Below are 23,044 nucleotides of genomic sequence, written 5' to 3'. Positions count from 1 at the left end.
CAGGTAACAGGCATCAATGCGCCTTAAGGTTCTTCAGTTCAACCTGGGCCGCGCCTTCGACAGCGGTGGCGATCTGGCCGATCACCCAAGGCTGCTCGCCGGCTTCACGCAATACATTCAGCGCGGTTTCAACGTGTTCCTGCGCCACGCAGATGACCATGCCCACGCCGCAGTTCAGTACGCGGTGCATCTCGGTTTCGTTGACGTTGCCTTTTTCCTGCAGCCAGTCGAAGACCGCCGGGCGCTGCCAGCTGGCCACGTCGACAATCGCCTGGGCGCCTTTTGGCAGAACGCGCGGGATGTTGTCCAGCAGGCCGCCGCCGGTGATGTGGGCCATGGCTTTGACCGCGCCGGTGTCCTTGATCAGCTTGAGCAGTGGCTTGACGTAGATGCGCGTCGGGGCCATCAGCAGGTCGGTCAGGGGCTTGCCGTCGAGCTGGATGTTCTCGATGTCGGCGCCGGACACTTCGATGATCTTGCGGATCAGCGAGTAACCGTTGGAGTGCGGGCCGGAGGACGGCAGGGCGAGCAGGGCGTCGCCGGCCGCCACCTTGGAGCCGTCGATGATCTCGGCCTTTTCGACCACACCCACGCAGAAGCCGGCCAGGTCGTAGTCTTCGCCTTCGTACATGCCTGGCATTTCAGCGGTTTCGCCGCCGACCAGGGAGCAACCCGACAGTTCGCAGCCGGCGCCGATGCCGGTAACTACTTGAGTCGCGGTCTCGACATTGAGCTTGCCGGTGGCGTAGTAGTCGAGGAAGAACAACGGCTCGGCGCCGCAGACCACCAGGTCGTTGACGCACATGGCCACCAGGTCGATGCCGATGCTGTCGTGCTTGTTCAGGTTCAAGGCCAGGCGCAGCTTGGTGCCCACGCCGTCGGTGCCGGAAACCAGTACAGGCTGCTTGTAGCCGGCCGGGATTTCGCAGAGGGCGCCAAAACCGCCCAGGCCGCCCATGACTTCAGGGCGCGCAGTGCGCTTGGCGACGCTCTTGATGCGTTCGACCAATGCTTCACCGGCGTCGATGTCTACACCGGCGTCCTTGTAGCTCAGGGAGGGTTGCTTGCTCATGATCCAGGCCTTTAGGGGGGATTTCTGGGTAACGACCGAGCCGGCAGGCACTCTTTGTAAAAGGCCCAGCCGTTGACGGTCTGCGAAGGCGCGCGATTTTATCAGGCTTGAGGGGCAGCGGCCATCCTCGGGCCGACGGGCAGGGCATATGAGCTTAAAAAAAACCGAATCGGGCCGGTAATGGAGCGTATTAAGGTATAGCCTTGAACCCGCTATCGTTGTGACAGCATTAAACTTACCCAGACCTGTGAATGTTTTACCGGTCGCTGTGTCACAGCCTTGCCAAACCGAGTTCACGCGGTCTGTTCCAGCCGCTAAATTTGTCGTTCGGGAATCTTCCATGCGTCTGTGTAAATTCTTTTTTGTAGGCTGCTTGTCATTGGTCAGCCTGGCGAGTCATGCCGAAACCCTCAATGGCCTCTATCAAGTTCTCGAACCGGTCAGCAGCCAGTCGCCCCAGGAGCGCGACCAGGCCACTCAGCGCGCCGTGCAGACCCTGGTCATCCGCTTGACCGGTGATGCCAAGGCCGCCGAGGGCCCAGGCCTGGCGGCGATCCGCAAGGATCCGCAACAAATCATCAGCCAATACGGCTACGACGCCGGCCCGCCGGAAAGCCTGCAGGTGGATTTCGACCCGGTCAGCACCGATCGCGCCTTGCGTGACGCCGGGCTGGCGATCTGGGGCAGCAATCGACCCTCAATCCTCGGCTGGTGGCTGAACGACTCTACCGAAGGCAGCAGCCTGGTCGGTGACGGACAGGCGGTGGCTCAAGCGCTGCGCCGGGCGGCCCAGCACCGAGGCTTGCCGCTGCGCCTGCCGCTGGGTGATCTGGACGAACAGGTGGTCGCCACCGCGCCAAACCTGGAAAGTGCCGACGCCACGCCGTTGCGCGCGGCCTCCGAACGCTACGGCGCCGATGCGTTGCTGGCGGTGCATGCGCGCCAGGAAGGCAACCAGTGGCAGGCCAAATGGCGCCTGTGGCTGGGTGATAAAACCGAGCAGGGCAGCGTCCAGGGCGCTGACACTGGCGCGGTCGCCGATGCCGTATTGCTCGCGGTCAGCCAGAAGCTCGCGCCGCGTTTTGCGGTCAAGCCGGGGGTCAGCGCCGAACAGTTGCTTGAGGTGCAAGGCATGACTCTGGAGCGTTACGCCGTGCTGGGCCGTCTGCTGGAGCCCTTTGGTGGTCAGCCGCAGCGGGTCGATGGCAGTCGCATTGTGTATCGCGTCAATGGCAGCGCCGATCAGTTGCGTACCCAGTTGAGCCTGGCCAAGTTGCAGGAGGTGCCGGCCGGCGAACCTGCCGCCCAGCAGCCAGCGGCCGATGGCGCTCAACCGGTCGCCGCGCCTGAACCCCAGGCGCAGTTACGTTTTCGTTGGTAAGTGGCCTTCCTTCTATATAGAAGCGGCAAGTCAATAACAGAGGAAGTGGTTTATGGCGGATACGCGTCGTTGGGTGTGGCTTGGCGGGATTGTCCTGCTGTGCGTTTTTGTGTTCTTGCTGCATTCGATCCTGACGCCGTTTCTGGTTGCGTTGCTGCTCGCCTATCTGTTCGATCCCGTGGTGGATCGCCTGGAGAAAGCTGGCCTGTCGCGAACCTTGGGTGTGGTCGCGGTGTTTGCCTTGTTCACCTTGATCATTACCGCGCTGGTGCTGGTGCTGGTGCCGATGCTGGCCAAGCAGCTGTATCGGCTGTACGAACTGGCGCCACAGATGCTCGATTGGTTGCAGCACACGGCCATGCCGTGGGCCCAGGCCAAGCTGGGGCTGTCGGACGGGTTCTGGAAGTTCGACAAGGTCAAGGCGGCGATCAGCGAACACATGGACAAGACCACCGATATCGTCGGTGTGGTGCTCAGCCAGGCCACCGCTTCGAGCCTGGCACTGATCGGCTGGCTGACCAACCTGGTGCTGATCCCGGTGGTGGCGTTCTACTTGCTGCGTGACTGGGACATCATGGTGGCCAAGATCCGCAGCTTGCTGCCGCGCGACCGTGAGGAACGCATCGTGTCCCTGGCGGGCGAGTGTCATGAGGTGCTGGGCGCGTTCGTGCGCGGGCAATTGCTGGTGATGCTGGCGCTGGGCATCATCTATGCCGCCGGCTTGATGGCGATCGGCCTGGAGCTGGGCTTGTTGATCGGCCTGATCGCCGGCCTGGCGGCAATCGTGCCTTACATGGGCTTCGTGATCGGCATCGGTGCGGCGCTGGTGGCGGGGCTGTTCCAGTTCGGCGGTGACCTGTACCCGATGCTGGGGATTGTCGCGGTGTTCATGGTCGGCCAGGCGCTGGAAGGCATGGTGCTGACGCCGCTGCTGGTGGGAGACCGCATCGGCCTGCATCCGGTGGCGGTGATTTTTGCGATCCTGGCGGGCGGTGAGTTGTTCGGCTTTACCGGCATCCTGCTGGCGCTGCCGGTGGCGGCGGTGATCATGGTGCTGGTGCGGCATGTGCACGATTTGTACAAGGATTCGGACGTGTACACGGGGGTTGAAGACCCCGACCTGTAATCGCGATAACGCAAACCCGGCCCATGGCCGGGTTTGTTGTTTAAGGGGAGGGGGGCGTCAAACAATCCACGTAAACCTGCAAGTTAACGCAAACCTTTGATTTTGCTTGCGGTCTGCTGCATTGTGCACCCAGCGCCACGAGTATAAACTTTGCAAACTTTACACAGAGGCCACTCACGGTTCGATGGGAGCCGTTCAGTCAGCATGAAACCGATTCAGCTGCCCCTAGGTGTGCGTCTGCGTGACGACGCTACCTTTATCAACTACTACCCAGGCGCCAATGCCGCTGCACTCGGCTATGTCGAGCGCCTCTGCGAAGCCGACGCCGGGTGGACTGAAAGCCTGATCTATCTGTGGGGCAAGCATGGCGTAGGGCGTACCCACTTGCTGCAGGCCGCATGCCTGCGCTTCGAGCAAATGGGCGAGCCGGCGGTCTACCTGCCCCTGGCTGAGCTGATGGACCATGGTGTCGGCATCTTCGACAACCTCGAACAATACGAACTGGTGTGTCTGGACGATCTGCAGGCCATCGCGGGCAAGGCCGATTGGGAAGAGGCGCTGTTTCATCTGTTCAACCGCCTGCGTGACAGTGGGCGGCGCCTGCTGATCGCCGCGTCGACGTCGCCCCGCGAGCTGCCGGTGAAGCTGGCCGACCTCAAGTCGCGCCTGACGCTGGCGCTGATCTTCCAGATGCGCCCGTTGTCCGACGAGGACAAGTTACGCGCCCTGCAACTGCGCGCCTCGCGTCGCGGCCTGCACCTGACCGACGAAGTCGGCCACTTCATCCTCACCCGTGGCACACGCAGCATGAGCGCGCTGTTCGACTTGCTCGAACAACTCGACCAGGCCTCGTTGCAGGCCCAGCGCAAGCTCACCATTCCCTTTCTCAAGGAAACCCTCGGCTGGTAGCCAGCCCTTGTATTTCAAGGCCTGGGCAAATTCCAGGCGCCAGAAAACCTGCGTTTTGGCCGGTTTGGCCACGCAAGCGGCGGGTATCAGGGATTGAGGGCTTAGATGGCATAGTCCAAACGAGAAGTCACAAAGAACTCGATTGAATTTGCAAATCGATGTGATAGAGGGCATAGTCTCGCCTTCTTTACACATCAGCCACGGTCGTGCCCATGCTAAATCGCTTCGCACCCCTCGTGCCTCTCGCACTCGTTACCCTGTTGTTTGGTTGCGCCTCCCACCCCCAGCAGGTGGCAGAGCAGCAAAAACCACAGGTTCAAAATCAGGCTAAATTCGTTGCTGCACAGTCTGCTTCTGTTTATGAAGAAGAGCTGGCAACCGAAAAAGAACTCACCGATTTCTCCGGCAGCAAGCCTTACCAGCTGCCTGTTCTGGCCGACAGCATTCTCGAACGCGGCATGTCCCTGATCGGTACCCGTTACCGTTTCGGCGGCACTTCCGAAGCCGGTTTCGACTGCAGCGGTTTTATCGGCTACCTGTTTCGTGAAGAGGCCGGCATGAACCTGCCGCGCTCCACTCGCGAAATGATCAACGTGAAAGCACCGTTGGTCGCGCGCAACAACCTCAAGCCTGGTGATCTGCTTTTCTTTAGTACGGCCGGTCGCGGTCGTGTCAGCCACGCCGGTATCTACTTGGGTGATAACCAGTTTATCCACTCCAGCAGCCGTCGCAGTGGTGGTGTTCGGGTCGATAACCTGGGCGACAGCTACTGGAGCAAAACCTTTATCGAAGCCAAGCGTGCACTCGCCATGGCCCCGTCTACGGTTACCGCCAGTAAGTAAAGTTAAAGTGATACTTGAAGTTTGACGTGTAAGCGCTAGAATCCCTGGACATTGTTGTAATCCGTTCGCGCGAGCTTTGCTTGCGCGTTCTGGTTTTCAGCGTTCGGCAGCGAAAGCCGCATCCAGATCAGGATTGTTCTGCCCATGTCGACCTCGGCCCGCCTCATTCTGCTTGTTTGCGCCGCGCTGCTCAGCGCCTGCGCAAGCCGTCCACCGCCGCCCGCGCCCGTCGCAGCCAAGCCTAAGCCGGTGTTCAACTATTCCACCCAGAATTTCTCGCCTGCGGCTGAAGACGTGCTCTTCCGCGCGCTGGGCCTGGTCGGCACGCCTTACCGTTGGGGCGGCAATACGCCGGACTCGGGGTTTGATTGCAGTGGCCTGATTGGCTTTGTCTACCGCGACGCGGCCGGCATCTCTCTGCCACGTACCACCCGCGAGCTGATCGTGATGCGCGCCCAGGACGTGAGCGAGCAAAACCTGCAAACCGGTGACCTGTTGTTCTTTGCCACCGGCGGTGGTTCGCGGGTGAGCCATGCAGGGATCTATGTGGGTGAGGGGCGTTTTGTGCATGCTCCGCAGACCGGCGGTACGGTGAAGCTGGATACCTTGTCAAAGGCGTATTGGCAGAATGCCTACCTGAGCGCCAAGCGGGTGTTGCCGGCAAACCTGGCGCGAAATCCCTGAACAAACCACCAATCCAAATGTGGGAGGGGGCTTGCTCCCGATAGCGCAGTATCAGTCACAGTATCTGTGCCTGACACACTGCTATCGGGGGCAAGCCCCCTCCCACATTGGTTTTGTATCGGCCCAGGGAATCTTTACTTGGCAGCAGACACCCGCCATACCTTATTCCCCACGTCATCAGCCACCAGCAAAGCGCCTTGCTGATCGACCACCACGCCCACCGGCCGGCCCATGGCGTTCTCATCCTTGTCGAGGAACCCGGTCAGGACATCCACCGGCTGGCCCTTGGGTTGTCCGCCTTCGAACGGCACGAAGATCACTTTATAGCCACTGTGCGGCTTGCGATTCCATGAACCATGCTGGCCAATGAACGCGCCGTTGGCGAACTGCGCCGGGAGTTTGTTGCCTTGGGCGAATGTCAGCCCCAGCGACGCGGTATGAGGGCCTACCGCGTAGTCCGGCGCAATGGCTTGCGCGACCAGCTCCGGGCTCTGCGGGCTGACGCGCACATCCACATGTTGCCCGTAGTAGCTGAAGGGCCAACCGTAGAATGCGCCATCCTTGACCGAGGTGATGTAGTCCGGCACCAGGTCACTGCCGATTTCATCGCGCTCGTTCACCGCCGTCCACAATTTGCCACTCTGCGGTTCCCATGCCATGCCGTTGGGGTTGCGCAGGCCGGAGGCGAAAATCCGATGCTGGCCTGTGGCGCGGTCGACTTCCCAGATCGCCGCCCGGCCTTCTTCGGCTTTAAGGCCGTTCTCGCCGACGTTGCTGTTGGAGCCGACGCTGACATACAGCTTGCTGCCATCCCGGCTGGCAATCACGTTTTTGGTCCAGTGATGGTTGAGGCTGCCCCCCGGTAAGTCGACGACTTTGGTGCCTGTGGCCTTGATCGCGGTTTCGCCAGACTGATAGGGGAAGCGCAGCAGCTTGTCCGAGTCCGCCACGTACAGGTCGTTGCCGACCAGCGCCATGCCGAACGGCGAGTTGAGGTTTTCCAGGAACACCGTGCGGGTTTCGGCGACGCCGTCGTGGTCCGCATCGCGCAGCAGGGTGATGCGGTTCGGGCTTGGCACTGCGGCACCCGCACGGCCCATGACCTTCTCCATCACCCAGCCGCGCACGCCCTTGCTGTCATCCGGCTTGGGCGGTGCGTTGGTCTCGGCCACCAGGATGTCGCCGTTGGGCAGCACATACAGCCAGCGCGGATGGTCCAGACCTTCTGCGAACGCAGCCACTTGGGTGCCGGCAGCGGCCGTTGGTTTGGCGCCGTCGGGCCAGCCGACAGCCGGGGCGATGTTCACGGTGGGGATCAGCGTCTCGTTCGGTTCCGGCAACGTCGGCGAGGGCCCGGTGCCATCGACCACCTGCAGGGTCGAGCTTTCTCCGCAGGCGGCGAGGGTGCCGGCCAGCGCGATCAGTAGGGCGAGTCTGTTTTTAGGCATGGTGTTCTCCTGAATACCTGTAAGGGTAGAGAAGCACATTGCCTTGATGGTTCAAGTACAGGGCCAGCTTTAATTGACGCTCCACCCCCAACCCACTAACCTTCGCGGCTTGTTCCAGGTGCTCTGTGGCGTATGCGTCAACAGAGTGAAACAGGGAAGCCGGTGAGTGAGCGCACTTGTACACAGTGCCGCCGCAATTCCGGCGCTGCCCCCGCAACGGTAAATGAGTCAAGACGCTGCCTTCTGCCACTGTATCCACACGATATGGGAAGGCGCAGCGCCGGCCTGAACGCCACTCATGAGCCCGGAGACCGGCCTGAAACATTCAACAGCATCACGGTGGGCGATGCTTGGCTGTCTGTTTTTTCTTTTTTCCTGCCCGCCGTTTTTGTCCAGCCCCAACGGAGAGCTGCCATGACCGATACCCCCGAGCGCGACGAGCGTCACCTGGCGCGTATGCTGCGCAAAAAAGCCGTGATTGACGAACGCATTGCCAATTCGCCCAATGAGTGCGGTTTGCTGCTGGTGCTGACCGGTAACGGCAAAGGCAAAAGCAGTTCGGCCTTTGGCATGTTGGCCCGGGCCATGGGGCATGGCATGCAGTGCGGTGTGGTGCAGTTCATCAAGGGCCGTAACAGCACCGGGGAGGAGTTGTTTTTCCGCCGTTTTCCCGAGCAGGTGCGCTTTCACGTGATGGGCGAAGGGTTTACCTGGGAGACCCAGGATCGCCAGCGCGATATCGCCGCCGCCGAAGCGGCCTGGGCCGTATCCCGGGCGATGCTCAATGACCCTGCCATCGGCCTGGTGGTGCTGGACGAACTGAACATCGCCCTCAAGCACGGTTACCTCGACCTGGACCAGGTGCTCAGCGACCTGCAAGCGCGGCCGCCGATGCAGCACGTGGTGGTCACCGGCCGTGGCGCCAAGCCTGAGCTGATCGAAATGGGCGATACCGTCACCGAAATGGGCATGCTCAAGCACGCGTTCCAGGCCGGTATCAAGGCTCAGAAAGGCGTCGAACTTTGAATCAGCCCCGTCATTGCCCGGCCGTATTGATCGCCGCACCGGCGTCCGGCCAAGGCAAAACCACCGTCACCGCTGCGTTGGCGCGCCTGCACCGCAACCTGGGGCGCAAGGTGCGCGTATTCAAATGCGGGCCGGACTTCCTCGACCCGATGATTCACGAACGCGCCAGCGGCGCGCCGGTGTATCAATTGGACATGTGGATGGTCGGCGAGCAGGAAAGTCGACGTCTGTTGTGGGAAGCGGCGGGGGAGGCCGACCTGATCCTGATCGAGGGCGTGATGGGCCTGTTCGACGGCACGCCGTCCAGCGCCGACCTGGCACGGCACTTCGGTGTGCCGGTGCTGGGGGTGATCGACGGCACGGCCATGGCGCAAACCTTTGGCGCGCTCGCGCTGGGGCTGGCGCGCTACCAGCCGGACCTGCCATTTGCCGGCGTGCTCGCCAATCGTGTCGGCACCTTGCGCCATGCGCAGTTGCTGGAAGGCAGCCTGACCGAAGGGTTGCGCTGGTACGGCGCGCTTTCGCGTGAAACCGGCATCGAATTGCCCAGCCGTCACTTGGGCCTGGTGCAGGCCAGCGAACTCAATGACCTCGACATGCGCCTGGACGCTGCCGCTCAGGCGTTGGGCAGCAGTTGCGAAGTCGCCCTGCCGCCGCCGGTGACCTTCGCCGCGCCGCAGGTGATCGCCGCCGAGCCGCTGCTCACCGGGGTACGCATTGCTGTGGCCCGTGACGAGGCCTTCGCGTTTACCTACGGCGCCAGTCTGGACCTGCTGCGGGCGATGGGCGCCGAGTTGAGTTTCTTTTCGCCGATCCATGACGGCGCATTGCCTGAAGCCGATAGCCTGTATCTACCTGGCGGTTACCCGGAGCTGCATCACCAGGCCCTGTCGGCAAACACACCGATGCTTGATGCCATCCGCGCTCATCATGCGGCCGGCAAGCCCTTGCTCGCCGAATGCGGCGGCATGCTGTACCTGCTTGACTCGCTCACCGACGTCGACGGCAACCGCGCCGAACTGCTGGGCCTTTTGCAGGGCGATGCGGTGATGCAAAAGAAACTGGCGGCGCTGGCGCTGCAAAGCGTCGAGTTGCCGGAAGGCACATTGCGTGGCCACACCTACCACCATTCCCTCACCAGCACCGAATGCCAGCCGATCGCCCGTGGCCTGAGCCCCAATGGCGGACGCGGCGCAGAGGCGGTTTATCGACAAGGGCGAATGACCGCTTCCTACGTGCACTTTTACTTTCCGTCCAATCCGACAGCGGTGGCCGCGCTGTTTGCGCCGGGCCCCGACACCGCTATCGGGGGCAAGCCCCCTCCCACAATTGACGGCGTTGAAACCCAATCCAATGTGGAAGGGGGCAAGTCTCCTCCCACAATTGACGGCGTTGAAACCCAATCCAATGTGGAAGGGGGCAAGTCTCCTCCCACAATTGACGGCGTTGAAACCCAATCCAATGTGGAAGGGGGCAAGCCTCCTCCCACAATTGACGGCGTTGAAACCCAATCCAATGTGGGAGGGGGCTTGCCCCCGATGACGCCATGACCGACAACGCCTTCCCCGAAGCCGACCGCCAGGCCGTCTACCGCGCCATCGCCGAACGCCGCGACATGCGCCACTTCAGCGGCGGCACCGTCGCGCCTGCATTGCTGCAGCGTCTGCTCCAGGCCGCCCACCAGGCGCCCAGTGTCGGCTTGATGCAACCGTGGCGCTTTATCCGCATCAGTGACCGTCAGTTACGGGGCCGGATTCAACAGCTGGTGGAGCAAGAGCGCATACGCACCGCCCAAGCCCTGGGCGAACGCTCCGATGAATTCATGAAGCTCAAGGTCGAAGGCATCCACGACTGCGCCGAAGTACTGGTAGCAGCCCTGATGGATGATCGCGAGCGGCATATTTTCGGCCGTCGTACGTTGCCGGAAATGGACATGGCTTCCTTGTCCTGCGCGATTCAGAACCTGTGGCTGGCGGCCCGCGTCGAGGGGTTGGGCATGGGCTGGGTTTCGCTGTTCGAACCCCAGGCCCTGGCCGACCTGCTGGGTTTGCCGGCGGGTGCCAAACCGCTGGCGGTGCTGTGCCTGGGGCCGGTCGCCGAGTTCTATCCGGCACCGATGTTGCAGCTCGAAGGCTGGACCGAGCCTCGGCCATTGAGTGACATGTTGTATGAAAACCTGTGGGGAGTGAGTCAATGAGTGTGGCCTTGCTGTGTGTCGCCGCAGTCGCGCTGGATGCGCTGCTGGGCGAACCCAGGCGCTGGCATCCGCTGGTGGCGTTCGGCAATTTTGCCGGGCGCATCGAGCAACGTTTCAATACCGGAGGCCGTGGCTGGCGCAGCCATGGCGTGACCGCGTGGTTTATCGCGGTGGTGCCGCTGACCCTGCTGGCGACTGCATTGTCCTGGGCCCCTTACATCGGCTGGGTGCTGGAGATCCTGGCGTTGTACTGCGCGCTGGGCATGCGCAGCCTGGGAGAGCATGTGATTCCGGTCGCCCAGGCCTTGCGCAGTGATGACCTGGACGAAGCGCGCAAACGCGTGAGTTATCTGGTCAGCCGCCAGACAAGCGAGCTGGACCGCACCGAAGTCGCCCGCGCTGCCACCGAGTCGGTGCTGGAAAACGGCAGCGACGCTGTGTTCGCCGCGTTGTTCTGGTTCGTGGTCGCTGGCGTGCCGGGGGTGGTGCTCTATCGCCTGAGCAACACCCTTGACGCCATGTGGGGCTATCGCAACGAGCGCTTTGAACGCTTCGGCTGGGCGGCGGCGAAGATCGACGATGGGCTCAACTATATTCCTGCACGCCTGGTGGCCTTGACCTACGCATTGCTGGGCAAGACGCGCCTGGCGCTCAAATGCTGGCGCAGCCAGGGCCCGACCTGGGACAGCCCCAACGCTGGCCCGGTAATGGCCGCTGGCGCCGGTGCGTTGGGCGTCGAACTGGGCGGCGCGGCGATTTATCACGGCGAGCTGCACCAGCGTCCACAGCTGGGCGAAGGTCCGCCGGCCGACGCTGACGCCATCGACCGAGGCTGGCAACTGGTGCAACGCGGCGTCTGGCTGTGGCTGCTGATCCTGTGCGCGGGGGCGCAATTTTATGCTTGAACACGGTGGACGCTTGCGCAAGGCGGCAATTGAATACGGGATCGCCGAAGCCGATTGGCTGGATTTGTCCAGTGGCCTGGCGCCCTGGCCATGGCCGATCCCTGAGATTCCCCTGCGCGCCTGGGCCCGCTTGCCTGAGGCCGATGACGGTCTGGAAAAAGCGGCCGCCGACTACTATGGCGCCGCTCAGGTGTTGCCGGTGCCGGGTTCTCAGTCCGCCATCCAGTTACTGCCGCGCCTGCGCCGGTCCGGCAAGGTCGGCGTGCTGTCGCCGTGCTACGCCGAACACGCCGAAGCCTGGCGTCGCGCCGGTTATCTGGTGCGCGAGGTACAGGAGCAGGAAGTCGACTTCTTTCTCGACAGCCTCGACGTGCTGGTGGTGGTCAACCCCAACAACCCCACCGGCTTGAGCCTGGCCCCCGAGCGCCTGCTTGACTGGCACGCGCGGCTGGCCCAGCGCGGCGGCTGGCTGGTGGTGGACGAAGCCTTCATGGACGTCACCCCGCACCTGAGCCTGGCCAGTCACACTCATCAGGTCGGCTTGATCGTGTTGCGTTCCTTCGGCAAGTTCTTCGGCCTGGCCGGCGTGCGTTTGGGCTTCGTGCTGGCCGAGCGCAAGCTGCTCAAATTGCTCGCTGACCAGGTCGGGCCATGGGCGGTCAGCGGGCCGACACGGGTAATCGGCCAGCAATGCCTGCGCGACAGCGCCGGGCACACCCGCCAGCGCACGCGGTGCATCGAGGCCGGCCAGCGCCTGTTCGACCTGCTTGAGCGCCAGGGCTTTCAACCCCAGGGTGGCTGCGCCTTGTTCCAGTGGTTGATCACCCCCCATGCCGAACGCCTGCACGAATTCATGGCCCAGCGCGGCATATTGCTGCGCCTGTTCGTGCATGACAGCAGCGTGCGTTTCGGCCTGCCCGACAGCGAGGCCGACTGGCAACGTCTGGACACGGCGCTGGCCGCTTACAAGGAAGCCACATGACTACGCTGATGGTGCAGGGCACCACCTCCGACGCCGGCAAAAGCACGCTGGTAACTGCGCTGTGTCGCTGGCTGGTGCGCCAGGGCATCGCGGTGGTGCCGTTCAAACCGCAGAACATGGCGCTCAACAGCGCGGTGACCGCCGAAGGCGGCGAGATCGGCCGCGCCCAGGCGGTGCAGGCGCAGGCCGCCAACCTTGCGCCACACACCGACATGAATCCGGTGTTGCTCAAGCCCAACAGTGACACCGGCTCTCAGGTGATCATCCATGGCCGCGCCGTGACCAGCATGAACGCGGTCGCCTACCACGATTACAAAGCCATCGCCATGCAGGCGGTGCTGGCTTCCCACACGCGTTTGAGCCAGGCCTATGGAGTGGTCATGGTCGAAGGCGCGGGCTCGCCGGCCGAAATCAACCTGCGCGCCAACGACATCGCCAATATGGGTTTCGCCGAAGCGGTGGACTGCCCGGTGCTGTTGATCGCCGATATCAATCGCGGCGGGGTGTTCGCCCATCTGGTGGGCACGCTGGAATTGTTGTCCCCCAGCGAACAGGCGCGGGTGCAGGGTTTTATCATCAACCGTTTTCGCGGCGATATTGCGCTGCTGCAACCGGGGCTGGACTGGTTGCAAGCGCGCACCGGCAAGCCGGTGGTGGGCGTATTGCCCTATGTGATGGACCTGCACCTGGAGGCCGAAGACGGCATCGACCAGCGCCAGATCGACAAGGCCGCCCAGGTGCTCAAGGTGGTGGTGCCGGTGCTGCCGCGCATCAGCAATCACACGGATTTCGACCCGCTGCGCCTGCACCCGCAGGTGGATCTGCAGTTCGTCGGGCCGGGTCAGCCGATTCCTGCCGCCGACCTGATCATCCTGCCCGGCTCGAAAAGCGTGCGCAGTGATCTGTCCTACCTGCGCGCCAATGGCTGGGATAGCGCCGTGGCGCGGCATTTGCGCTATGGCGGCAAAGTGCTGGGCATCTGTGGCGGCTTGCAGATGCTCGGTGAGCAGGTGCATGACCCGCTCGGGCTGGAAGGACCTGTCGGCTCCAGCGACGGCTTGGGGCTGCTGGCATTCAGTACGACGCTCGCGCAAGAGAAGCAGTTGCGTAATGTGCGCGGGCGCTTGTTGCTGGAGGATGCCGAGGTCAGCGGGTATGAGATTCATGCGGGGGTGACGACCGGCCAAGCGCTGTCGAAGGCCGCCGTGCTGCTCGATGATGGGCGCAGTGATGGGGCGCAGAGTGCCGACGGGCAAATCCTGGGCACCTACCTGCACGGGCTGTTCGAAACACCGGCAGCGTGCAGTGCCTTGCTGCGCTGGGCGGGTTTGCAGGATGTGCAGGAGGTCGATTATCACGCCCTGCGTGAGCGCGATATCGAGCGCCTGGCGGACCTGGTGGAAAACCATCTGGACACTCAATTGTTGCGTCGTTTGTGCGGGATCTGACGGCCTGTAAACGATACACATGTGGGAGGGGGCTTGCCCCCGATAGCGGTGTGTCAGTCGATGCATCAATGTCTGAAGCCCCTTCCCATAACGGACGGTGCCAGGCGCAAGCTTCCGGCTGAATGAAAAAGGTACTGGCTCATGCATCAATTGATTCTCGGCGGCGCTCGTTCGGGCAAAAGTCGCCTCGCTGAAAAACTCGCCGGCGACAGTGGTTTACCGGTGATGTATATCGCCACCAGCCAGCCGCTGGACGGTGAGATGAACCAGCGCGTTGCCCTGCACCGGGCGCGTCGTCCCGAGCATTGGGGCCTGATCGAAGAGCCCATTGAGCTGGCGCGGGTGTTGCGCGAAAACGCTGCCGCCCAGCGTTGCCTGCTGGTGGACTGCCTGACCCTGTGGCTGACCAACCTGCTGATGCTGGAAGACCCCGAGCGCCTGGCCTTCGAGCGCGACCAATTGCTGGAAACCCTGGCGGCATTGCCGGGGCAGATCATTTTTGTCAGCAACGAGACCGGACTCGGTGTCGTGCCGCTGGGCGAATTGACTCGCCGTTATGTGGATGAAGCCGGTTGGCTGCATCAAGCCTTGGCCGAGCGGTGTCAGCGTGTGGTACTGACAGTCGCCGGCCTGCCCCTGACTTTGAAAGGTACTGCGTTATGACGGATTCCTGGTGGCTCCACCCTTGCAAGGCCATCGACGCCGCTGTGCACGAGCAGGCGCTGGCACGTCAGCAGCAGTTGACCAAGCCGGCCGGTTCGCTCGGCCAGTTGGAAGCGCTGGCGGTGCAACTGGCCGGTTTACAGGGGCAGGTCAAGCCGTCGGTGGAACAGGTGTGGATCGCGATTTTTGCCGGCGACCATGGCGTGGTCGCCGAAGGCGTGTCGGCGTTCCCCCAGGCCGTGACCGGGCAGATGCTGCACAACTTTGTCACCGGCGGCGCGGCCATCAGCGTATTGGCCCGGCAACTGGGTGCGCAGCTGGAAGTGGTCGACCTCGGCACGGTGACGCCCTCCCTGGACCTGCCCGGCGTGCGCCACCTGAATCTCGGCGCGGGCACCGCCAACTTTGTCGAAGGCCCGGCAATGACCCAGACTCAGGGGCGCCAAGCCCTGCACGCCGGGCGAGACAGCGTACGTCGCGCTCAGCAAGGCGGCGCCCAGCTGTTGATTGGTGGCGAAATGGGCATCGGCAACACCACCGCCGCCAGTGCGCTGGCGTGTGCGCTGCTCGATTGCCCGGTGAGTGAGATGACCGGCCCCGGCACGGGGTTGAATGCCCAGGGAGTCAGTCACAAGGTAGCGGTCATCAAACGCGCCCTGGCCTTGCACGCGGCCCAGCGGGGCGATGCGTTGCAGACGCTGTTCAACTTGGGTGGCTTTGAAATTGCCGCGCTGGTCGGCGCCTACCTGGCCTGCGCCCAGGAAGGCATCGTGGTGCTGGTGGACGGGTTTATCTGTAGCGTCGCCGCGCTGGTTGCCACGCGCCTGAACCCGGCATGCCGCAATTGGCTGGTGTTCGGCCACCGGGGCGCTGAGCCGGGCCATCGTCACGTGCTGCACAGTCTCGATGCACAGCCGCTGCTGGACCTGGGCCTGCGCCTGGGCGAAGGTAGCGGCGCGGCGTTGGCGGTGCCGATGTTGCGCCTGGCCTGTGCGTTGCACGGGCAGATGGCGACGTTCGCCGAAGCCGCCGTGGCGGATCGCCCCGCATGACCTTGCGCCTGGACCTGCTGCGCCACGGTGAAACCGAACTGGGCGGCGGGCTGCGCGGCAGCCTGGACGATGCATTGACGGCCAAGGGCTGGGAGCAGATGCGCGCCGCCGTACTGGGGCAGGGGCCGTGGGACCGACTGATCAGCTCGCCCTTACAACGCTGTGCGCGCTTTGCCGAGGAATTGGGCGAACGTCTGAACCTTCCAGTCAGCCTGGAAAAAGGCCTGCAAGAGCTGCACTTCGGCGCCTGGGAAGGGCAGAGTGCGGCCGCGCTGATGGAAACCGATGCCGAGGGCCTGGGCTTGTTCTGGGCCGACCCCTACGGTTTTACGCCGCCAGACGGCGAGCCGGTAAGCGCATTTTCCGAACGGGTGCTTGGCGCTGTCGCACGCCTGCAGCAGGCCCATGCCGGTGAGCGCGTGCTGTTGATCAGCCATGGTGGCGTGATGCGGCTGCTGTTGGCGCGCGCGCGGGGTTTGCCCCGAGAACACTTGCTGAATGTCGAAGTCGGCCACGGCGGGCTGTTCAGCCTGCAGGTGGCGAGTGATGGCTCACTGAAGGAAGGGGCTTGAACATGCTGCCATTCTGGATCGCCCTGCAGTTTCTAAGCAGCCTGCCGATTCGCCTGCCCGGCATGCCGCAACCGCAGGAGCTGGGGCGCTCGTTGCTGTTTTACCCCGTGGTGGGCTTGCTGTTTGGCCTGCTCCTGTGGGGCCTGAACAGTTTGCTAACCGGCACCCCACTGTTGCTGCACGCCGCGCTGCTATTGACCGCCTGGGTGCTGCTCAGCGGTGGCCTGCACCTGGACGGTCTAGCGGACAGCGCCGACGCCTGGCTGGGTGGCTTTGGCGACCGCGAACGCACCCTCACCATCATGAAGGACCCCCGCAGCGGGCCCATCGCCGTGGTCACCCTGGGCCTGGTGTTGTTGCTCAAGTTCACCGCGCTGGTGGCCCTGATCGAGCAGCACAATGGCGCTGCGCTGATTCTTGCGCCGTTGATCGGCCGCGCTTCGATGCTGGCGCTGTTTCTTACCACGCGCTATGTGCGTGCAGGTGGGTTGGGTCAGGCGCTGTCGGATCATTTACCCAGGATCGTCGGTCAGCAGGTGCTGATTCTCAGTGGATTGGCCTGCATCTTCATCGCAGGCTTCAGCGGTGGCCTAGCGGTACTGTTGGCTGGCATGTGTTTTATCGGATTACGCCAGTTGATGGTCAACCGCCTCGGTGGCACCACCGGCGATACCGCCGGCGCCCTGCTGGAGCTGCTTGAAGCGGCTGTATTGATTGGGCTGGCGCTGTAACACTTTCTTGCATTTCCTTAACTCCGGGTATATACACGCTCCATGCTTGCCTCCCAATGTTTATGCATCAACCTGCGACGTGCCGCCCGTGGCGTCAGCAGGCATTACGACGGCGCCCTCGACGGCTTCGGGATCAACGTTGCGCAGTATTCTCTGCTGTGCAACTTGCAGCGTCTGGATCAGCCGAGCATCTCCAGTCTGGCGGACGCCATGGGCCTGGACCGTAGCACCTTGGGGCGTAACCTGCGCGTACTCGAAGGTGAGGGCCTGGTGCAGTTGGTCGAAGGCGATGATCTGCGCAACCGCCTGGTGGTCTTGACCCGCGTAGGTGAACAGCGCTTGGCGGCCGCGTTGCCGGCATGGGAAGCGGCGCAACAGAAACTGATTGATAAGCTGGGCGCCGAAAAGCGCGAAACCTTGTTGGCCTTGCTGGATGAACTCGCCTGAACGGCAGTTTGTTCGACTATAAGCGGGTACATACCCGCGACCGGAGAATAAGAAATGACCTCGTTGTGGCGCACCAGTGGCTGGGTTCTGTTGGGGAGTGCGCTGATCCTGGCGTTGTCTCTGGGCGTGCGGCACGGCTTTGGCCTGTTCCTGGCGCCGATGAGCAGCGAATTTGGCTGGGGGCGTGAGACGTTCGCCTTCGCCATTGCCTTGCAGAACCTGATCTGGGGCCTGGCGCAGCCGTTCACCGGGGCCTTGGCCGACCGTTTCGGCGCGACCAAGGCGGTGTTCGTCGGCGGCGTGCTGTACGCCGTGGGTCTGGTGTTGATGGGTATGTCGGACTCGGCGTGGTCCTTGTCGTTGAGCGCCGGATTACTGATTGGTATCGGCCTGTCCGGTACCTCGTTTTCGGTGATTCTGGGCGTGGTCGGCCGCGCCGTACCCCCGGAAAAACGCAGCATGGCCATGGGCATCGCCAGTGCCGCCGGCTCCTTTGGCCAGTTCGCCATGGTCCCCGGCACCCTCGGTTTGATCGGTTGGCTGGGCTGGTCCGCAGCACTGCTGGCGTTGGGCCTGATGGTAGCGTTGATCTTGCCGCTGGTGGCCATGCTCAAGGATCGGCCACTGCCGGTGACGCTCGGCCAGCAAACCCTGGGCGAAGCGTTGAAGGAGGCATGTTCGCACTCCGGGTTCTGGCTGCTGGCCTTCGGCTTTTTTGTCTGCGGTTTTCAGGTGGTGTTTATCGGCGTGCATCTGCCGGCCTACCTGGTGGACCAGCATTTGCCGGCCACGGTAGGCACCACCGTGCTGGCCTTGATCGGTCTGTTCAACGTGTTCGGAACTTACACCGCGGGCTGGCTGGGTGGGCGCATGTCCAAGCCGCGCTTGCTCACCGGCTTGTACCTGTTGCGTGCGGTGGTGATCGTGTTGTTCCTGTGGGCGCCGGTAACGGAAGTCACGGCCTACCTGTTTGGCATGGCGATGGGTTTTTTGTGGTTGTCCACCGTACCGCTGACCAACGGCACCGTTGCGACCTTGTTCGGCGTACGCAACCTCTCGATGCTGGGTGGGATCGTGTTCCTGTTCCATCAACTCGGCTCGTTCCTGGGGGGCTGGCTGGGCGGGGTGGTCTATGATCGAACCGGTAACTACGACTTGATCTGGCACGTGGCGATTCTGCTCAGCCTGCTCGCGGCGGCCCTGAACTGGCCGGTGCGTGAACGGCCGGTGGCGCGGGTGCAGGCGCAAATGGAGGCGGCATGAGTGCAGCACTGCGGTGCATGGCCCTGGCGGCAGGGCTGATACTGTTGCTGCTGGCCTGGTGGGGCTGGCAGCAAGGGGGCCTGGCGTTGATGCAGTTGGGTATGTCGATCTGTTAAGTTGTTGGCCTGAACCGACTCAAGGACTTTCGATATGCGCAAGCGCTGGCTCGCTTTACCCGTCCTGATGGCTTTTGGCAGCGTGGCCCTGGCGGCCAGTTGTCCGCCGTTGCTGGAGGGCCAATTGCCCAAGTTGCGGGCCAAGGAATCCATTGACCTGTGCCAGCGTTTCGCAGGCAAACCGCTGGTCATCGTCAACACCGCAAGCTTCTGTGGCTTCGCTCCGCAATTCAAAGGGCTTGAGGCGTTGTATCAGCGCTACAAGGGCGACGGTCTGGAGGTGATCGGCGTGCCTTCCGATGACTTCAAGCAGGAAGCCAAGACCGGCGAAGAAACCGCCAAGGTCTGCTACGTGAACTACGGCGTGACCTTCACCATGACCGAGCCGCAGAAGGTCAAGGGGCCGGATGCGGTCAATTTGTTCAAGGTTCTGGCGCAGCAGACCGACGCGCCGCCCAAGTGGAACTTCTACAAGTACGTGGTGGATCGCCAGGGCAAGGTCATCGCCAATTTTTCCAGCCTGACCAAGCCTGACAGTCCGGAGTTGATCGAGGCGGTGGAAAAGGCGCTGGCGTCCAAACCCTGATCGCCGGCCATTGAAAAGCCCCGCCTCCTTTGCAGGAGAGCGGGGCTTTTTTATACCGCAGCGAATCAGAAGCGGTAGGTCATGCCCAGGCCGAAACCGTTGGCACTGTTTTCATACTTGGCGTTGTAGCTGGCCAGCTGGTTGGAGCGTGCCACCTTGACGTCCTCTTCCTTCAGGTAGGAATAGGCCACGTCGATGGTCATGTTCGGCATGACCTCGTAGCCCAGGCCCAGACTGAAGATGGTGCGGTCGCCGGTAGGAATGCGTGGCGAGCGATCGGTGTTGTTGGTCGGCGACTGATCGAACGTCAGGCCGGTACGCAGCACCACTTGCTTGGTCAACTGGTACGAAGTACCCACGGCGTAAGCCCAGGTGTCGTGCCAGTTCTGGTCTTCCTTGATGGTGCTTACCAGCGCAGGGGCCAGTGCGCCACCGGTTGCGCCGCTGACGCCGTCGTTGTTGACGGTGATGTCTTTGAGGCGGCTCCAGCGGGTCCAGGTGGCACCGGCATAGAGCTTCCAGGCGTCGGTCAGGTCCTGGGTCACCGACAGGTCGTAGGACTCAGGCGTATCGATCTTCAGCGAAGCGTCGTAGCGGTTGCTGCGCAGGAACGGCGAGGTCGCGGTGGGCGCGGTCACTTCGGTGTGGCCGTCCAGCTTGTAGCTGACCTTGGAGTGATAGGTCAGGCCGACGCGGGTGGTATCGGTGGCTTGTACCAGCACGCCGATGTTGAAGCCCAGCGCGGTGTCATCACCCTTGATCTTGATATTGGTATCTGGCGCGGCAGGGTTGAGCGTGATGTCCGATTCCAGCGTACCGGAAATTCGGTTGATGGTCGGACCGAAACCGACGGAAACGCGATCGTTGAACGCGTAGCTGACCGTCGGCTGGAAGGTCATGACTTTTACTTCGCTCTTGCTGCCAAAGCCACGGCCCTGGAAGCCGCTTTCGTAGTCAGTGATCAGGCCAAACGGTGCATAGACGCCGAAACCGACTGCCCACTGGTCGTTGAGTTTGTTGGTGTAGAAACCGAACGGTACGGCAGTGAAAGGCACCATATCGCCTTTGTTGCTGCCGCGGGAGCGGCCGCTGACGTCGCTGATATCGGTGGAAGCATCAATGGCTGCGACACCACCGGTGATCTGCTGGCCATTCAGGCGAGCCATACCGGCAGGGTTGCCATAGACAGTGCTTGCATCATCGGCAGAAGAAGAACGACCTGCGAAACCGGTACCCATTCCGCTGACGCTCTGTTCGTTCAGAGCGAAGCCGCTGGCGAACAGTTGGGAGGAGGCCATGGCAACGGCGAGGCTAAGTGTGGTCTTGAGCATTACTTTTTTCATTATTAGAACTCCGTGTGATCACCGCTGCGGAAAGTATCAATAAATTTGTCATCGCGCTATAGGCTGTAACGCAGGAGATAGAGCGGTTTTGTAGGACAATCCGACCAAATTCACCGGGTTTTGGCGAATCTTGCAATTTGCCCGGTCAGCAGGTCGCCTGTTTCATTGGGGAGACGCAGGTTTGCCAGGCCTGAGAGAAATCCCGCAGCCGGCCTTGAGGGTGAAATATTTCTTTCCAGATACGTGCCATCGCCAGTACATCGCCGGGGGCGGGCAGGGCGGGACGGTGCTGTTCCACCAGCAACCAGGCAATCGCTGTGGCGTAACGCAGGTTCACCGTCAGCTCCAACTGGGGCGCACTGAGGAACGCATGTTGGCTGGCCAGTCCACGCACCAGGCTCGCCCGTTCGGGGTCGAGCGCCAGGTAGGTGTCCCAAAGGGCGCGGTGGCGCGGTTCGGTGATGCTGTAGAGGCCGTGGCCGCGCCGGTCATGCAAGGCTGAGCCAAGCTCCGACTGGCTGGCGGCAATGCCCAGCAACAGGGTTTCGGCAGTCGGGTTATGACAGCCGAGGTACATCAAGGTCGGCCTGATTACATAACGACACAATTCGCTGGCGGCAATACCCATACAAGCCTCAGTCCGTCGGAATGATTGACGGGCCTGAGAAGGGGGCTTGGCAGCGGTGGATCGGATCTCAGGCCCGTCGCAAGCGGATCATGCCGCTTGAGTTGAAGTGTAGTGTCATATTCGTCTTGTAAAGGACTGTTTTTAAAACATCTTCTTTATCCGGTTATAACGTTTATATCTATTCGTGCTTAGTAAAAAGTACCTGGGTCAAATTCCAGGCAATAAAAAACCCTGCTTTTCAGGCAGGGTTTTTGTGTTTCAGCGACTCGGGTCGATCAGGCAGTCAGTGCCTGACGGGTACGCTCGATCACGGCCTGCAGCGGTTCTGCGCTGGAGTATTGATCGGGGTACAGGCGTTCGCTGTGACGTGCGATGCCGTGTTCGTTGACCAGGGTGAAGCTGAAGCAGCCTTTGCGAGCGGCCATGATCAGGCAGTTCATTGGGGCAAAAGCGTTGGTGAGGGTGCGGATGGCATCCTGAGTGTGGATTTGAGCGTTCATATTATTGGTGTTCCTACAAATGACACGGATAAGAACCGTGCAACGTTAAAACGTTCCAGAAACGCTGATCACCATTGATCAAGCGAAAGAACCTAGTCTGGAACAAAGCAGCCAGTTTGAAGCGCTATTCAATTAGGCGCGCTTGGGCTGGCAGGTAGGTACTTAGGAGGGCAGGCAACACAACAAGGGCAAAGGTTCTGGGCCCGGGGTGAAGATCCTGATCAATTTGCAGGTTGGTTCGGTCAGAGTATGCAGACTTCGCGGCACCCTTTGCTTATTCAAAGGCAGTGTCGTCGCAAGTGATACCTGGAAACCATCGAGGTGGTCGATCCCATGTTGTTCAGGGGACGTGTTCGACCAGAATTGACTTTCAGCTTGGTACTAACGCCGCGGATAGTAACGGATCGAAACTAGGAAGGGAAGCCGCCAGGCAAAAAAACATTCAGCCACCCAGCAGGCCACGATAAACCAACACGGTTATGGCCGCCGCCAGCGTGGAGCCAAGCCCGTACGCGGCGAGGGTCAGTCGCAGGGACTGGCCGGTCTCGATGACCCGCATCACATCACGCATGTCATTGATCCCGCCTTCACCCAGTTCGATGCACAGGCACACAGCGGTCAAGGCGGCTGACAGCAGGATCGCGATGGCGAACAGTGCGCCGTCCGGGGACGGTAACAGCGCATTGATGCCCAGAGACGTCGCGCAGACCGCCAGCAGCAATGCGGCGAATAACAGAATTCCTTTCATCGGCCCTGCACGGTTGGGTTGTTGGTGGGGGAGTGTGGCGAGCCGCGACCGGTTTGAAAAGGCCCCTGGTTGGCTGGCAGTAACATTTTGCGAGCGTGTCGGACCAAAAAAAGCCGTGGATATAACCATTGGCTGTGTACTTGTGCACATTAGTCGCAGCCCACCTAACTTCGCTGGTGACAGTGCTGGAGCCTGCCCATTTGCCTGCAATCAAAATTTAAGTCAATGAAAAATCTCGCTTTTTTTTATTGGTGAAAAAATCGTCAGTTTGACTGCGGCCCCCGTTCCATGGGCCTTTGCGCGAGTTAAAGCCGGGTTGTCCACTGAGTTATCCACAGCTTCTGTGGATTGTCCCAAGCGCTTGCTCTAGAACGG

23 protein-coding genes, 1 pseudogene and 1 riboswitch are annotated in these 23,044 nt (G+C 61.9%); of the genes and pseudogenes, 18 read left to right on the top strand and 6 right to left on the bottom strand.

Annotated elements, in window-relative coordinates:
• Positions 1-13: 13 nt before the first annotated feature.
• On the bottom strand, positions 14-1,072 hold the full coding sequence (gene purM / locus SC318_RS18870; RefSeq protein ID WP_065940601.1) for a phosphoribosylformylglycinamidine cyclo-ligase: 1,059 nt from the start codon (positions 1,070-1,072) through the stop codon (positions 14-16).
• 340 nt (positions 1,073-1,412) lie between these two features.
• Here purM and SC318_RS18865 point away from each other — a divergent pair, with 340 nt between their 5' ends.
• The 5 genes from SC318_RS18865 (at position 1,413) to SC318_RS18845 (ending at position 6,014) form a co-directional block, all read left to right on the top strand.
• The gene (locus SC318_RS18865; protein WP_320428016.1) at positions 1,413-2,453 is read left to right on the top strand and encodes a DUF2066 domain-containing protein; all 1,041 of its coding nucleotides are present in this window, start codon (positions 1,413-1,415) and stop codon (positions 2,451-2,453) included.
• A gap of 52 nt (positions 2,454-2,505) precedes the next feature.
• Positions 2,506-3,579 carry an AI-2E family transporter gene (locus tag SC318_RS18860; RefSeq protein ID WP_320428015.1) on the top strand — a complete coding sequence of 358 codons (1,074 nt, stop codon included), beginning with the start codon at positions 2,506-2,508 and terminating at the stop codon, positions 3,577-3,579.
• A 204-nt stretch (positions 3,580-3,783) separates the two neighbouring features.
• Positions 3,784-4,488, top strand: a complete 705-nt coding sequence (hda, locus tag SC318_RS18855) for a DnaA regulatory inactivator Hda (RefSeq protein WP_065884498.1) — start codon at positions 3,784-3,786, stop codon at positions 4,486-4,488.
• A gap of 212 nt (positions 4,489-4,700) precedes the next feature.
• Positions 4,701-5,330, top strand: coding sequence for a C40 family peptidase (locus tag SC318_RS18850; protein WP_320428014.1), 630 nt, complete (start codon positions 4,701-4,703; stop codon positions 5,328-5,330).
• Between the two features lie 144 nt (positions 5,331-5,474).
• Positions 5,475-6,014: a C40 family peptidase gene (locus SC318_RS18845; RefSeq protein WP_320428013.1), complete on the top strand. Its 540-nt coding sequence runs from the start codon at positions 5,475-5,477 to the stop codon at positions 6,012-6,014.
• A 134-nt stretch (positions 6,015-6,148) separates the two neighbouring features.
• Here SC318_RS18845 and SC318_RS18840 read toward each other — a convergent pair whose 3' ends face one another.
• Entirely contained in the window at positions 6,149-7,462 is a 1,314-nt protein-coding gene (locus tag SC318_RS18840; RefSeq protein ID WP_320428012.1) for a PQQ-dependent sugar dehydrogenase, read from the bottom strand.
• A gap of 99 nt (positions 7,463-7,561) precedes the next feature.
• Positions 7,562-7,797: riboswitch (cobalamin riboswitch) on the top strand.
• 79 nt (positions 7,798-7,876) lie between these two features.
• On the opposite strand from SC318_RS18840, the gene cobO reads away from it, so the two are divergent.
• From cobO to SC318_RS18775, 13 genes and pseudogenes are all read left to right on the top strand, one after another.
• Positions 7,877-8,488: a cob(I)yrinic acid a,c-diamide adenosyltransferase gene (gene cobO / locus SC318_RS18835; protein ID WP_320428011.1), complete on the top strand. Its 612-nt coding sequence runs from the start codon at positions 7,877-7,879 to the stop codon at positions 8,486-8,488.
• Positions 8,485-9,855, top strand: a pseudogene (locus SC318_RS18830) (cobyrinate a,c-diamide synthase); the annotation flags it as partial. The gene cobO and the pseudogene SC318_RS18830, both read left to right, overlap by 4 nt.
• A gap of 179 nt (positions 9,856-10,034) precedes the next feature.
• Positions 10,035-10,685: a 5,6-dimethylbenzimidazole synthase gene (gene bluB, locus SC318_RS18825; protein WP_320428010.1), complete on the top strand. Its 651-nt coding sequence runs from the start codon at positions 10,035-10,037 to the stop codon at positions 10,683-10,685.
• A complete protein-coding gene (gene cbiB, locus SC318_RS18820; protein ID WP_306494035.1) occupies positions 10,682-11,590 on the top strand; it encodes an adenosylcobinamide-phosphate synthase CbiB in 909 nt (302 codons plus the stop codon). The genes bluB and cbiB overlap by 4 nt, the downstream gene beginning before the upstream one ends.
• Positions 11,583-12,572, top strand: a complete 990-nt coding sequence (gene cobD / locus SC318_RS18815; protein ID WP_320428009.1) for a threonine-phosphate decarboxylase CobD — start codon at positions 11,583-11,585, stop codon at positions 12,570-12,572. The genes cbiB and cobD overlap by 8 nt, the downstream gene beginning before the upstream one ends.
• A complete protein-coding gene (locus tag SC318_RS18810; protein ID WP_320428008.1) occupies positions 12,569-14,020 on the top strand; it encodes a cobyric acid synthase in 1,452 nt (483 codons plus the stop codon). The genes cobD and SC318_RS18810 overlap by 4 nt, the downstream gene beginning before the upstream one ends.
• A gap of 141 nt (positions 14,021-14,161) precedes the next feature.
• On the top strand, positions 14,162-14,683 hold the full coding sequence (cobU, locus tag SC318_RS18805; RefSeq protein WP_320428007.1) for a bifunctional adenosylcobinamide kinase/adenosylcobinamide-phosphate guanylyltransferase: 522 nt from the start codon (positions 14,162-14,164) through the stop codon (positions 14,681-14,683).
• Positions 14,680-15,735, top strand: coding sequence for a nicotinate-nucleotide--dimethylbenzimidazole phosphoribosyltransferase (gene cobT, locus SC318_RS18800; protein ID WP_320428006.1), 1,056 nt, complete (start codon positions 14,680-14,682; stop codon positions 15,733-15,735). Before cobU ends, cobT begins: the two co-directional genes overlap by 4 nt.
• Positions 15,732-16,307 carry an alpha-ribazole phosphatase family protein gene (gene cobC / locus SC318_RS18795; protein WP_320428005.1) on the top strand — a complete coding sequence of 192 codons (576 nt, stop codon included), beginning with the start codon at positions 15,732-15,734 and terminating at the stop codon, positions 16,305-16,307. The genes cobT and cobC overlap by 4 nt, the downstream gene beginning before the upstream one ends.
• A gap of 2 nt (positions 16,308-16,309) precedes the next feature.
• Positions 16,310-17,038 (top strand): adenosylcobinamide-GDP ribazoletransferase, encoded by a 729-nt coding sequence (locus SC318_RS18790; RefSeq protein WP_320428004.1) that lies wholly within the window; start codon positions 16,310-16,312, stop codon positions 17,036-17,038.
• Between the two features lie 42 nt (positions 17,039-17,080).
• Positions 17,081-17,485 (top strand): MarR family winged helix-turn-helix transcriptional regulator, encoded by a 405-nt coding sequence (locus SC318_RS18785; RefSeq protein ID WP_320428003.1) that lies wholly within the window; start codon positions 17,081-17,083, stop codon positions 17,483-17,485.
• Positions 17,486-17,539: 54 nt separating this feature from the next.
• On the top strand, positions 17,540-18,748 hold the full coding sequence (locus tag SC318_RS18780) for an MFS transporter (RefSeq protein WP_413817566.1): 1,209 nt from the start codon (positions 17,540-17,542) through the stop codon (positions 18,746-18,748).
• 150 nt (positions 18,749-18,898) lie between these two features.
• Positions 18,899-19,450 (top strand): glutathione peroxidase, encoded by a 552-nt coding sequence (locus tag SC318_RS18775; RefSeq protein WP_320428002.1) that lies wholly within the window; start codon positions 18,899-18,901, stop codon positions 19,448-19,450.
• A 65-nt stretch (positions 19,451-19,515) separates the two neighbouring features.
• Here the strand turns inward: SC318_RS18775 and SC318_RS18770 are convergent, their stop codons facing one another.
• The 4 genes from SC318_RS18770 to SC318_RS18755 all read right to left on the bottom strand — a co-directional run bounded on the left by SC318_RS18770 (position 19,516) and on the right by SC318_RS18755 (position 22,669).
• Positions 19,516-20,793, bottom strand: coding sequence for an OmpP1/FadL family transporter (locus tag SC318_RS18770; protein WP_320428001.1), 1,278 nt, complete (start codon positions 20,791-20,793; stop codon positions 19,516-19,518).
• Positions 20,794-20,938: 145 nt separating this feature from the next.
• The gene (locus SC318_RS18765) at positions 20,939-21,421 is read right to left on the bottom strand and encodes a hypothetical protein (RefSeq protein WP_320428000.1); all 483 of its coding nucleotides are present in this window, start codon (positions 21,419-21,421) and stop codon (positions 20,939-20,941) included.
• 275 nt (positions 21,422-21,696) lie between these two features.
• Entirely contained in the window at positions 21,697-21,921 is a 225-nt protein-coding gene (locus tag SC318_RS18760; RefSeq protein WP_005790139.1) for a hypothetical protein, read from the bottom strand.
• 442 nt (positions 21,922-22,363) lie between these two features.
• Positions 22,364-22,669 (bottom strand): hypothetical protein, encoded by a 306-nt coding sequence (locus SC318_RS18755; RefSeq protein ID WP_320427999.1) that lies wholly within the window; start codon positions 22,667-22,669, stop codon positions 22,364-22,366.
• Between the last annotated feature and the right edge of the window lie 375 nt (positions 22,670-23,044).

Origin of the sequence: Pseudomonas sp. MUP55 (genome assembly GCF_034043515.1) — a bacterium.
GTDB lineage: Bacteria > Pseudomonadota > Gammaproteobacteria > Pseudomonadales > Pseudomonadaceae > Aquipseudomonas.
The sequence above is the reverse complement of the archived record's forward strand: the minus strand, read 5'-3'. Positions and strand labels throughout refer to the sequence as shown.